Below are 11,921 nucleotides of genomic sequence, written 5' to 3'. Positions count from 1 at the left end.
TAATTTTAGGGACACGGGGCACTGCGCCGTGTCGAAAGCTGTGGGTAAGATTAATTCCGAGGGTAGGGATTTGATACCACAGGAGTGCAAGTATCTGTATCGCTACAAATATATAGACAAGTGAGCATGATACTCGCATTCCTAAAAAACGCTTTTTACAAAATGGGGATGTTCTCAGTTTTTTGAAAAATATTTAAGATTTTGTTTCAACATCCCAAATTCCTGCTAATTTATTTAGCATTTTTTGGGCTAACTGTTGGAGGTGGAAATCTGCGGAAATAACTTTTTGTTCGCGACCAATTTCTCCACTCAAAGCCTGTTGTTCAGGAGAATACTCAAGTATTTGATGATGAGGATTAATAGGAATACTAGCGACTAATACATCTGCTCCTGCATACCGCCATTTAATGGGTTTAGTAGTTCGGTAAATGCGCTCTAATTGAGCTGTAATTTCGGAAAAATTTTGTGTTTCTAATAGTTGTCGCACTTCTATGGCTACTGGATCGTCACTTCTCAAAAACTGATTTCCTAATTCCAGACGATAGAGATGATCGATCAGAGCATCTAAGTTTTGGAGTTGGGCAATCTGGATCTGGCTTGGCAATGCAGAATTATCCAGTGATGGGGTAAATCCTAGCAGTTTTCCTGAGTCTAATTTTTCGCCAAATTCAACTATTACATAGCCGATTCTGTCTTCTCTGGCTGCTGGTGGAACTACGATCGCACTTTCTCCAAACCAAACCGGGCGGCATTCTAATTTACCAATCCCTGGTAACACCAAATCAGCAATATCCCACTGGGCACGGACGACTGGATGCCAACTATCGCCTTGAATTAAATCGGGTTCGTAAGCTTGCCATTTAAGGTAACTATAGACAACATAAACTGCTAAAGTATTCACATAAACTCGTTTGGCAGCCTCATGCTTTGTCAATTCAGGAGCGAGTTGCAGAGTCTCGGCAGCAAATTGTCGAGCGGTGCGGTGAGCATCAGTACCTAGTGGAACTGTCAATAGCGTTGGGTTTGTGCTTTGCATAATTTAATCCTCTCTTGTGTATCCTAGCTCTAATGCGATCGCTTGGAGCAAGGGGCGACAGTTCCTTTCCCAGTGTGATTTTAGAGTTTGATAGTTGATGTTAAATTCTTTGGCGATCGCAGTAAACTTGTCAGGGGTGGTTTTAAACAGCACCTTTAATGTGAGAACTTGACAGTTACACTCTGGATGATTTTTAGGATGACAGGAGCGAAATTTCCCATCGGGGTCTTCTTGGACGTATTGTTCTAGCTGTTGAATAATATTCTGATAATTTTCTTGCTCTAAAAGTGCTATGTAGCCATCCAAACCACTGCGGGTAGGAGTATAAAAACTTGTTTCTGAAAGCAAATCCAGCAACGCGGTTTCAGTATCTGAGCCTCCTATGAGGGCATCTAAACTGTAGGTGGGCGGTTGAGAAGGTAAATTCAAATCCTTAATGCGCCACTCTAGGTAACTATTTATCCATTGTCGCAGTCGTCTTGACATATTCGGATCGCTAAGCTTGAAGTTCGAGCAAATGCTTTTGTTCACCCATACCCAGGTTTTATTTAAGGCGTCTAAATAATCGGGATGTGCAGATCGCAGTAGTCCGGGAAGTTGCTGTAGTTCGGCGAGCAATCGGTTCATCGCTTTGCGCCTTTGGGAGCTGTTTTGGGGATACTCGCATACCTCCTCAATTAGTTGGCGCAGCAGTTGATCCATGGGTGTTAAATTAATTATTTGAGTTCTAAACTCATTGTTGCACCGCTTGGAGATTCTCCGCTAACCAGAGGATGCTCTGTGTTCTGCGTGCACCCGAAAGTTAGAGTTATATCAATTCCGGTTGCACTCCTCATGACTGTTGACTGTTGACTGTTAACTGTTGACTGTTAACTGTTAACTGTTAATCGAAAAACTGAATGATGGTTGAGTGTTGGATGTTGACTCGATTTTATGCCAGACGATGAAGCGCGGATTTGATATGACAGATTTCAGATTAATTCAATTGTCGATCGATCGTCACAATCGAAACCGGCCGCAACGCATCAAAACGAGTTGAATTACCCCCAGCCACAGAACGCGATAACTGCACTTGCACAATTCGGTAACTCCAGTGCGGTTCGCGGCGCACCCGATCGCCCATCCAGCTCAAAACAGTAGCAATATCCTCAAAAGCTTCCATTGCCAACACGATCGAGCCTCCAGGAAGCAGCCGCAGCGCGCAAACGCCCAAAATTTTAGTCAACCCTCCGCCACTACCGCCAATAAAAATCCGGTGCGGAGGACGCAAGCGGTGCAAGATTTCCGGGGCGGTTCCGTGAATCGAGAACACATTTTGCAGCCCAAAACGGCCGTAGTTGAACTCGATCGCAGAAGTACCAGCCACCGTTTGTTCGATCGCGTACACCTCAGACTGCGGGAATAAACGAGCAATCTCGATCGACACAGAACCGTTACCAGCACCCACATCCCAGACAACTTGTCCCGGTTGCAAAGCCAATTGTCCCAGCACCAACACCCGCACTTCTCGTTCAACCGTCAAACCCGGCTTATCGCCACAACCGATAAAAGCTGCATCCGGTATTCCCAACAAAGGCAACTTTTCCAAATCCAAAGGTTCTGCCCTCGGCGGGGACTCCCGCAGCATCACAACCACGCTCAGCGGTGCAAAAGACTCTCGCAGCAAAGCTGACAGAGAACGCAAGCCCACGCGCTCGTCAGCAGAACCCAAATTTTCGCAAACCCAAAACTCGTAGCGTGTCGGCAAATCTAGAGCTTTCACGAAATTTGCCAGGGCAGCCGGAGTATGAGTTTCATCCGCGAGCACCGCAATTTTCTCGACACCGAGTTTGAGTTTTGCCGTCAGTTCCTCAAAATAACGTCCTTGAGAGCCAACAAAATGAGCGTCTTGCCAAGGGATTTGCAAGCGATTAAAGGCCAACTGCACAGAACTGACGTGGGGGTGAAAAGTCAATTTTTCTGCCGGCAATTGGGAAATTAACAACTTTCCCCAGCCGTAGAACAGCGGGTCTCCCGCCACTAAAATTACGATCGGTCGATCGCGGGACTCCACCGTCCCTGCAGAGGGTTTTAATTCGGGTTCAGTCGCCCACCAGCGCCTAATTTCCAGAATTGCTTCGGTCAAATCTTCCAACGCCCAGCGCTCTCCCTCGTGCTGGGGAAAATAGCTCAAATGTCGATCGCTCCCTATTAACAGAGCGGCCATTTCTACAACCTGCCGCGCCGATTCACTCAGCCCAGCAGCTCCATCTAAACCTATACCAACAACGTGTACTGTCACTTTTTAAGCAAAAAGTAAAAAACCAGAATTACTGATTTTTCCTGGTTTTTCATAAATTTTTTCCTTGACTTTACTGTCAAACAAAAATAATTAAAGCATTTAATAGCCAATATCCTGACTCTTGTCACAGGGGAGAGGGGGAGAGGGGGCGAGAGAGTGGGAGAGTGGGAGATGGGGAGAGTGGGAGATGGAAAAAATCTTCACATCGATCCTCTTCCTTCTTTCCTCTTCCGTCTTCCCTCTTCCTTCTTCTCTCTTCCTTCGTTAAAACTCAAAAACAGGCCAGTCGGGTTGCCGGATGTAGGTAGCCATGTCCTCAAACTTCCGTAGTTCCACTCGGTTTACGGACAGTTCTTGCGGCGTGTCCAACCATTGCTCGTTTAACTCTGACAGCAAAGCGCACAAGCGCTCGCGGTCAAGGTTCGGCCCGGTGTCCCCAAAATAAGCCAGAGTAATGTGGGCCGTAAAATGATATTGCTGTTCGATTCCCAAAGCCATTAAATCGGGATTTTGATAGATCGATCGGCGAAACTCCAGAATTTGCTTGTAAGAGTTTTCGTCCGTCGGTGCTAAACAAACACCCACAGCTCTAGTCATCACCATCAACCCCAGCACTATCCAGCGAATGGGAGCGCCGCCCGCCAAGGGTTTGCAGGCGGCAAAACGATCGGCCATGCGCGAGCGCAGTTGCTCCTCAAATTCGGGATTTTTATCAGAGGCATCTCGAAAAGCGCTGCTCCAGATCAAATCGGCTACGGTTAAATGGAAGGTATCAGGAGGCAGTGCCACGAGCGAACCCTCCGCTATTTCCTGCAATAGCCGTTGTTGGCTCGAGTGCAAATTACTATAAAATGCAGCATTTTCTGCATCTTCCCCCGCAGGGGGCGTAATCACCGAATAACCTGGAAAAGGTACAGGATCTCTCCGGCCAGTTTCGTCGGGCTTAAATTTTGGAGATTCCTGAATGTGTTCCACCTGGGACTTGTAGGAGTCCAGCAGCGTCATTCGCGCCACCCGATTTACGTAAGCTTGATAAGTATCATCCAATCTTGATTTCCTCGCGGTGACAAACTCCCACACCAAATTTTATATTATGGCGCGGGCTTCCAACAGCTCAATTCAGGATATGTTGGACAAGCCTCGCCTGCAACTCTGATTTTTTGGGCTAGTGAGCGTTTATGCAAATTTACCTGTTTTGGGGGGAAGACGACTTTGCGATGTCGCAGGCTGTGACAAGTTTGCGCCAAACAGTCCTCGACCCCAACTGGGCTAGTTTTAACTATGACAAAATTATTGCCGATTCCGCCGGAGCTGTGGTCGAAGGGCTCGATCGAGCCTTAACGCCGCCCTTCGGTACCGGCAGCCGTTTTGTCTGGCTGGCAAATACGACTGTAACGCAGCAGTGCTCTCCAGAACTGTTGGCCCAATTTGAACGGACGCTGCCGGTGATTCCCCCTACCACCGTGCTGCTGCTGACATCCGTCAAAAAACCCGACAGCCGGCTCAAATCTACCAAGTTAATTTCCCAGTCCGCCCAAGTGCGGGAATTTTCACCGATTCCGCCTTGGAATGACAAAGAATTAGCCCAGCGGGTGCGCCAAGTCGCGGGCGAAATGAACGTAAAATTGACCGCCACAGCGATCGAACTTTTGGCCGAATCCATCGGCAGCGATACCCGCCAGCTATACAGCGAACTCGAAAAATTGCTGCTGTTTGCGGGCAACCGCAGCCAACCTCTGAACCCGGAAGAAGTTGCGGCACTGGTACACTGTCACGCCCAGAATACCTTCCAGCTAGCCGATGCGATTCGCGAGGGCAATACCTCCGCCGCTTTGGATTTATTGGCAGGCTTAACTGCCCGCAGCGAGCCTGGTTTGAGGATTGTGGCTGGCTTGACTGGTAAGTTTCGGATTTGGCTGTGGGTCAAGGCGATGATTCAAGCGGGCGATCGCGATGATAAAATTGCTCAAGCTCTCGATCTTGGCAATCCGAAACGAGTATACTATTTTCGTCAAGAAGTCAAGAACGCCAGCTTAGAAAAACTGCAAAAAAGTTTGCCTTTGCTGCTAGACTTAGAAGCTTCTTTAAAGCGGGGGCGGGAAGAAAACTCAACCCTGCAAACCAAAGTTATAGAACTTTCTAGCTTGTTTCGCTGATGCGCGACAGGGCACAGGAGTGGCCCCTTACTGTAAATTTTTACAACAAATTTCGATAGTGGCTATGTGCTTGATGCCCGATCGGGGGCCAAAAGGTCAATAGATACTAGAAATACTCTCAGAATGCCAAAGTAGAAGTTAATGTGGTAAATAAATATTGTCCGCCGAACGCCGATCGGTTAATATTATTTGCCGGCTCTCCACCCCCCCCAAAAAAAGAGCGCTACCCATGACACAACAGAACCCGCGGGAACTGCTCAAGCACGGCGATCCAAAAGCGATCGCATCTAGCATCAACCGTACACTCAAACCCAAAGGCATCAACGCCGATGTGACGCGGGACAACGGCTGCCTCCACATAATTCTGGAGGCAGACAAAGTACCGGATCAAATGGTATTGGTCGATTTCATCCGCACCGGCATGACGAAGCTGGGACTCGAATCAATTCACACTGTAAAGGTTTACGGGCGTCGAACAGGTGACGGTGAGCCTGCGTGGGAAGATGAAATTGATCTGATGCCTGCGGGTTCAATGCCTTACCCCTTGGATAGTGGAATGCCTGACGAGTCTGTAGGTTTAGATGATGTCGAGCCCGAAGCCGAAGACTATTATCAAGAAGGAGAATTCGATCGAGATGACGACGAGGAAGACGAAGACGAATACGAAGATCAAGCCCCGCCTCCGAAAAAACAATTTCCCAAATGGGTAATACCTGTGGGTATCTTAGTACCTCTGGTGGCGATCGCAGGGCTTTTCTTTACTAAAACTTTCCCCTTCGGCGACTCGAACCCAGAACCGATAGCGCCCGAAGCTGCTTCCCCCTCCCCCCAACCCTCATCTCCCCCTTCTAAAGCCGGTGCATCCTCGACCGCCGCATCTCCGGGCATCCCACAGGCAGCCTCCCCTGCACCAAAACCCGCTCCCACTGCTGCTGCGCCAGCAAGCCCAGCTCCAGCTTCTCCTGCACCAAAAGCCGCCGCGCCTAAGCCTGACTCTTGGAGGGCAGCCGTTAACACAGCTCAGAAAGCAGCAATTTCGGCCCAGACGGCTCAGTCTCAAAATGAGTGGATAGCAGTAGCAAGCGAGTGGCAGCAAGCGGTTAAGCTCATGAGAGCCGTACCGTCAACCAGCCCGAACTATCAAAAGGCTCAGCAAAAAGCGGCAGAGTATCAGGCTAATCTGATTGTTGCCAACCGCAGGGCGGCAGCAGCGCCTTAAGAGTTTTAAGTTTTGAGTTTTGAGTTGAATACTCGATGTGCTAAAAGTCAAAAGTCAAAAGCCAAAAGTAAAAAATCTTTTTTTACTCAAAGCTTTCTTACCTTTTGACTTTTTTCAATTTTATTAAAATTTCATTTAACTTTACCTATTGCTCTGACGGGGTGACAACCCCGTCAGCCTGGTTGCTAAGGATCGCGAATTAAATAACTTACAATTTTAATTGTTATTGTGGGATGGGCGTCCCGCCCATCCCACTTTCAAGAGTGGAAGTTATTTAATTCTCATTCCTAAACACAGAGCTTGGTTTAAATTTGTTCTTCCCCTTGATTAAAACGCTGAATTCCTTGATTTTTATCTACGCGCACAATAGCATCTTTGGGAATATTGAGGATGCCTGTAAATGAATTTTGGCTTACTTTGAAAGCTTCTTCCTTATTTTTGTACTCGGCAAGTTCGCGCTGTAAATTGTCAATTGTCTCTTGAAACCGAGCGGCTTGTCTGAGCATTTCTTGTTCTGAAAAGTCCAGCAATCGAATCAGATTAGCCACTTGATATTCAAGTAATTGGGTTTCGGCAAGATTGTTATTAGTAACAAAAATTTTAGAAGTTTCTGAATAGTCAAAAACACTTTTTTTTTCGGGCATGGATAATGCGGTTTTGACACTAAGTGCCAAATCTTTAAACATTTCAGCCGTGCTTTGGGGAATTTTAACTTTTAGGAACATCACTACCGCAAACACACTTCCTGACGGCAGAAGTCCCCCAAATCCCAAGACAGACTTGACGTGGTAGGGAATAATTAAAGAATTTTGCTCAGGAATAAAGGGGCTGCCTTTTGCCTCTGATACGTGAAAAATATTTAATACTGCGGGTTCTAATTGCAGGAACCTTTCTCGCTCAATTCCGAGGAATGTAGGAATGTCTAAACCAAACTGCCGGATTATTTCCGAAATCGCCGGCATTTTAGCCACTAATTTTGTGCTAACTAATGGAATAGCTGTATTTTCTGCTGCGGTGTGCCGAGAATTCCACTGCGGTTCTGTGCCTGCTGCTGCTAGCAGAGTCCAACATTTCATGTCGGCGGCGGGGGAATTGCCCTTCATCAAGCGGCGCGCAGATTGTTGCAATGAGTCTTCTAATTCCCCGTAGGGATGAGTTTTGAACAAACGCACTAAGGCACAGGTATTTTCTCCAGTTTGCGAATTGCAAAAATGTCGGTAAATATAGTTAACAATCTTCTGGCTGCTGGCTTCCATACTAGCAGTATTTCTACCGAACTGGCGCAGGACTAAGCTGCATTTCGCCATGTCTTGCGGGGTAAATAAGGTAATATCGTACATTAAAAAATGCTCTCCAAGAGCTCAAACACTGTTTTTCATTTATCGTTAAGGCCGCTAAGCCATCCGGAATCCTACTGAGAGTTTTGAAGAAAGTGTTATATCAAATCCGGTAGCATCGTCCTGTATTCATCTCTGTATTCTCTCCCTCTGCGTTCTCTGCGCCCTCTGCGGTTAAATCATTCCGATACAACCGGAAACGATATTAGTTAAAATATGTAGAAAATTTGCCCGCCAAATGCAGCGGTTGTATGCCAGGATACAGAAATTAAGATTAAAAAAAAATCTATCCCCTAGGGTAGGCCACAAGGACAGAAAAGCCGATGTATAATTTATGGAATAATTTTTTACGATGACTCGCCCATAGAAATTAAAGAAACAAGGTTTTTCAGCGGATATGCCTCGCGTTGTATTGGGCATTTTCGTAGATAAAATTCGGTTTCTGGGTCAGCCATATTCACAGAAATCCTAGAAACTCAAGCTGCAATTTTTGTGGGGGCCGATCGCACGCCGATGTGGAAACTTGGTAAAATTTCGTCAGTCTTGGACGCAGAAACCGGGTTTGGTTACAGAGAAAAAACCCGGTTTCTTGGGTATTGGTAAGTAGACGCTGTGTCCAAAACTTTTAACAACCCCAAACAACTCTACTCAGCAGGTGAAGACTTTGCTTCCAGGGCATCTTTAGCAGACAATCCCTGATCTTGAACGCCAAAATACCACAAACTAGCAGCAGCTTCGGCACGAGTGACTGATTTCTTCGGCTGAAACAGAGTAGTAAAACCAAAAACCCGGCGAATATTCGCCAAATCTCCATTGTTAAAATCAGCTAAAACTGCCCGCGACGCCTGGGAATCAATCTTAGAAGCATCTTGAAAACCCCACTTTTCTTTCACCCCGTCAATGTTAGCTGTCGGCAAAACTTGACGACTATCTAAAGGCACTTTCCAGAGAATCATTGTTTCGCGAGTTAAAGGTGCATCCGGGCGAAATTTCACATCTTTAGTTTCTCCAGAAAGCGAACTCGGAATTACACCGGCTTCTGCTAAACCTTGAATTGCTGAAAAATCCGGGTCTGTTTTGGGTACGTCAGAAAAGGCTGGTTCGCTAGAGTCTACTGCTAATCTAATTTGTTTGGCTTGACGGCTAGCATAAATCTGATTGTTAGCTGCTACTAACCAGCGGGCGTATTCGCGGCGAGTGACAATTTTGTTGGGTTTGGGTAAACTGCTGGCAGTTTCTAAATTAGCGCTTTCTGTAGTTCGCACTTTCAGCACTTCCAACTGACTTAAATCTGCCACAAACTGCCGCAACTGTTGAGGAATTTGGGTGTCTAGTTGGCTAACGTTTGCTGATTTGGGTGAGGCGGATGGTGTTGGAGTAGTTCCCTCTGAATTAGAGGGAGTTGGTGAAGCGGTTGGAGATGCGCTAGACTCGGAATTATTAGGTTGGGGACTGGCGGCAATTTCTGGGCTTTCTTTGCTGTAGTCGATCGCAAATTCTGTAGAACCCCCTACTTTCTGAGTTGGAGAAAGCGACACTGTTACCCGCAAATTATCTCGGGTTGCTACTAAAGAACCTTGTCCCTCGGCGGTTGGGCGGCTAACTATTTCCCAGTTGCCACGCCCAAACTCTGTAGAGTAAAAGTTCTGAACCGAATTAACCGGATCAGTGCTCTCCCAGCGCAGCCGCACATTTTTTGGCGACGGATCGGTTTGCTCACCAACTTCGATTAACTCAGCATTAGGATATAGTGGAATCTCTGTCGGGAAATCGGGAGGAAGTTTGGCGGTAGAGTTTGTCTCAATTGCTGTCGCTGGTGGCGGGGAAGAGAAAACCACTGGATTTTGTTTTAATTTCGGATCGGCGGCTAAAGATTCTTCGAGTGCCTTGCTGTTGGGGCTGTTTGCACAACCTGTGACAGCAGCCAGCAGACACACAGCCAGCCAAGTATTTACAGCAGCGAGTATATTGGTTTTATTGGTTTTAGTGATTTTAGAGCGTCCTTGAGAGTTGCCTCGCCGTTGAGTAAATATAATATTCAGCATAAATCCCCCCTTTGCGGATATATTTCTAGGCTAGCGCAGATCGATCGGGCAAATATATTTCTTAACCAAATGAATTTTCTGTATTTACTTCTAGTTACTGCTACATTACTTGTCTCGCCTCTCAAATTTGCCCGTCCCGCTGCATCTCAACCAGCCCCGCTGCGGACAGCCATTCAGACGCCAGAGTGGCAGCCATTTTGCTCAGCGATGGGTCAGTTTGCGATCGATATGCCGGCCAATCCCAAAATTAATTCCGAAATTTTTTCTAATCAAATTATTGCTCATACATACCGATCGAACTTAAAAAACAAAGAAACTTATTTGCTTCAATACTTTGACCTAGATTTTCGTCGGACGAACAATAATATCAATAATATCAGAATAACTTTAAATAATGCCGTTGATTTATTTGTAGTGGGAGCGAATGCTAAATTGTTGCAAGTGCGGGATATTTCCCTCGGAGGCTATCCGGGAAAAGAGTTTGAGTTTCAGCCGCTTTCCCCCACTGAACCGATAGGTGTGGGCCAAGTTTTTTTGGTGGAAACGCGCGTTTACGGGCTGGTTGCCACTACCCCAGAACCAGAAAATGCTCAAAAATTTCTCGACTCTTTTCGTTTGTTTTGAAGCAGGAGGTTCGGCAACAAGCAGTGTATGGGATTTAACGGATTTAATGGATGGATGTTGAGGCAAGAAGTCCCAAATTCGAGGTGCGAGGGAAAAATTTGTTGGGAGTGGCGCTCGAATTTATTAATAAAACTTACGCTTTTAAACTTGGTTCCTAGGAAAATATTGGCTTGAGCAACGAAAAATTTCGGCATCAACCGAGTTTCTGAGGAATAATGCGGTCAGAACTCATTAAGTTAAATGTGACTTAAGACCTTATTTTTTTTTTGTACTCTATCTAACGGCATAGATAAATTTTACACCCGTGGAGCGATGTAGATACTTGCTCAAGTTTATATATTTGATATAAGGATTTTTAAATCGCAGAAAGCACAAATAAAGATGCTGTCTTGATCCATCTGGCTCCCATCTGGCTCAACGAAGTCAGGGAAGTCAGGCTCATCGAAAGCTTACCCGGAGGGTATCAACATATTATGAACAAACTAACACCAATTCTCCTCAGCGGCATCCTATTATTTGGAGCTGCTGCTTGCAGCGAGGGGGCTAAAACTAGCCCTGATGCTCCTAATTCTACCACAGAAAATACCACTAGCCCGCCCCCAGCCGAGAATGTTCAAAAAACTCAGGGTGACGCAACTAGCGAGATTCGCAGAGCACAAGCAAATTCGGATATCAGGGCCAGAGAACAGCGCAACAATGTGACGGGCGGTGATGCCATAAGAGCCGATGGCGACATCCAAAGTGAAGTGCGCTCCAAGTTAGAAGTAAACATCACTCAAGGTGCGCTAACTGTTGACGCAAAAGATGGGCTTGTAACCGTAGGTGGCACAGTTCCCAATCAAACTGATTTAGCTAAAATTGAGCCCCTAGCGAAAGAGATCAAGGGTGTCAAAGATGTGAATGTTACGGCTGTTGTCGCCCCTGCTGCACCCGCATCGCCTAGCAGCAATCAATAAATTAGCCGGAATAAGTCTGAGGGAAAGATGTAGTTATCTAGGATAGAAGTCTGAGGGAAGAGGGTAAAGTTTGGCATTGTAAGATTGCTTGCGGAGCAGATTACAAGGCTTAGGTGACTCTCTAGAGAGATGGGGGTTTTAAGTGAAAGAGTTTAAATTTAATTGTAAATTCACCCATTCAAAACTCGCGCAATACCTGCAACTTCCCCTTCCCAATTTCCGATTTCCCATCCCGGAGAATTAGTTGGAAACCAACCTGAAGATAGA

10 protein-coding genes are annotated in these 11,921 nt (G+C 46.3%); 4 read left to right on the top strand and 6 right to left on the bottom strand.

Going from position 1 to position 11,921, the window contains the following annotated elements:
* Positions 1 to 193 precede the first annotated feature (193 nt).
* From QUB24_RS20160 to QUB24_RS20145, 4 genes are all read right to left on the bottom strand, one after another.
* Positions 194 to 1,036: a DUF1822 family protein gene (locus QUB24_RS20160; protein ID WP_333154968.1), complete on the bottom strand. Its 843-nt coding sequence runs from the start codon at positions 1,034 to 1,036 to the stop codon at positions 194 to 196.
* 3 nt (positions 1,037 to 1,039) lie between these two features.
* Positions 1,040 to 1,738, bottom strand: a complete 699-nt coding sequence (locus QUB24_RS20155) for a hypothetical protein (RefSeq protein WP_333154967.1) — start codon at positions 1,736 to 1,738, stop codon at positions 1,040 to 1,042.
* A 274-nt stretch (positions 1,739 to 2,012) separates the two neighbouring features.
* On the bottom strand, positions 2,013 to 3,317 hold the full coding sequence (gene cbiE, locus QUB24_RS20150; RefSeq protein ID WP_333154965.1) for a precorrin-6y C5,15-methyltransferase (decarboxylating) subunit CbiE: 1,305 nt from the start codon (positions 3,315 to 3,317) through the stop codon (positions 2,013 to 2,015).
* Positions 3,318 to 3,581: 264 nt separating this feature from the next.
* On the bottom strand, positions 3,582 to 4,322 hold the full coding sequence (locus tag QUB24_RS20145) for a DUF1868 domain-containing protein (protein ID WP_333155013.1): 741 nt from the start codon (positions 4,320 to 4,322) through the stop codon (positions 3,582 to 3,584).
* Between the two features lie 173 nt (positions 4,323 to 4,495).
* Between QUB24_RS20145 and holA the strand changes: the two genes are divergently transcribed.
* Positions 4,496 to 5,473, top strand: coding sequence for a DNA polymerase III subunit delta (gene holA, locus QUB24_RS20140; protein WP_333154964.1), 978 nt, complete (start codon positions 4,496 to 4,498; stop codon positions 5,471 to 5,473).
* 229 nt (positions 5,474 to 5,702) lie between these two features.
* The gene (locus tag QUB24_RS20135; RefSeq protein WP_333154962.1) at positions 5,703 to 6,692 is read left to right on the top strand and encodes a hypothetical protein; all 990 of its coding nucleotides are present in this window, start codon (positions 5,703 to 5,705) and stop codon (positions 6,690 to 6,692) included.
* A 305-nt stretch (positions 6,693 to 6,997) separates the two neighbouring features.
* On the opposite strand, the gene QUB24_RS20130 is transcribed toward QUB24_RS20135, so the two are convergent.
* Together QUB24_RS20130 and QUB24_RS20125 are read right to left on the bottom strand one after the other, a co-directional pair.
* On the bottom strand, positions 6,998 to 8,032 hold the full coding sequence (locus tag QUB24_RS20130; RefSeq protein WP_333154961.1) for a histidine kinase: 1,035 nt from the start codon (positions 8,030 to 8,032) through the stop codon (positions 6,998 to 7,000).
* Between the two features lie 641 nt (positions 8,033 to 8,673).
* Positions 8,674 to 10,074: an S-layer homology domain-containing protein gene (locus QUB24_RS20125; RefSeq protein ID WP_333154960.1), complete on the bottom strand. Its 1,401-nt coding sequence runs from the start codon at positions 10,072 to 10,074 to the stop codon at positions 8,674 to 8,676.
* 69 nt (positions 10,075 to 10,143) lie between these two features.
* On the opposite strand from QUB24_RS20125, the gene QUB24_RS20120 reads away from it, so the two are divergent.
* On the top strand, positions 10,144 to 10,698 hold the full coding sequence (locus tag QUB24_RS20120; protein WP_333154959.1) for a hypothetical protein: 555 nt from the start codon (positions 10,144 to 10,146) through the stop codon (positions 10,696 to 10,698).
* A 473-nt stretch (positions 10,699 to 11,171) separates the two neighbouring features.
* A complete protein-coding gene (locus QUB24_RS20115; RefSeq protein WP_333154958.1) occupies positions 11,172 to 11,654 on the top strand; it encodes a BON domain-containing protein in 483 nt (160 codons plus the stop codon).
* The last annotated feature ends 267 nt before the right edge of the window (positions 11,655 to 11,921 follow it).

It is taken from the genome of Microcoleus sp. B9-D4, from assembly GCF_036705105.1.
Taxonomy (GTDB): domain Bacteria; phylum Cyanobacteriota; class Cyanobacteriia; order Cyanobacteriales; family Microcoleaceae; genus Microcoleus.
The sequence above is the reverse complement of the archived record's forward strand: the minus strand, read 5'-3'. Positions and strand labels throughout refer to the sequence as shown.

Coding starts and splice junctions, on each gene's coding strand:
- QUB24_RS20160 (WP_333154968.1), bottom strand. CDS start 1,036: ATGCAAAGCACAAACCCAACGCTATTGACAGTTCCACTAGGTACTGAT.
- QUB24_RS20155 (WP_333154967.1), bottom strand. CDS start 1,738: ATGGATCAACTGCTGCGCCAACTAATTGAGGAGGTATGCGAGTATCCC.
- QUB24_RS20145 (WP_333155013.1), bottom strand. CDS start 4,322: ATGACGCTGCTGGACTCCTACAAGTCCCAGGTGGAACACATTCAGGAA.
- holA (WP_333154964.1), top strand. CDS start 4,496: ATGCAAATTTACCTGTTTTGGGGGGAAGACGACTTTGCGATGTCGCAG.
- QUB24_RS20135 (WP_333154962.1), top strand. CDS start 5,703: ATGACACAACAGAACCCGCGGGAACTGCTCAAGCACGGCGATCCAAAA.
- QUB24_RS20130 (WP_333154961.1), bottom strand. CDS start 8,032: ATGTACGATATTACCTTATTTACCCCGCAAGACATGGCGAAATGCAGC.
- QUB24_RS20125 (WP_333154960.1), bottom strand. CDS start 10,074: ATGCTGAATATTATATTTACTCAACGGCGAGGCAACTCTCAAGGACGC.
- QUB24_RS20120 (WP_333154959.1), top strand. CDS start 10,144: ATGAATTTTCTGTATTTACTTCTAGTTACTGCTACATTACTTGTCTCG.
- QUB24_RS20115 (WP_333154958.1), top strand. CDS start 11,172: ATGAACAAACTAACACCAATTCTCCTCAGCGGCATCCTATTATTTGGA.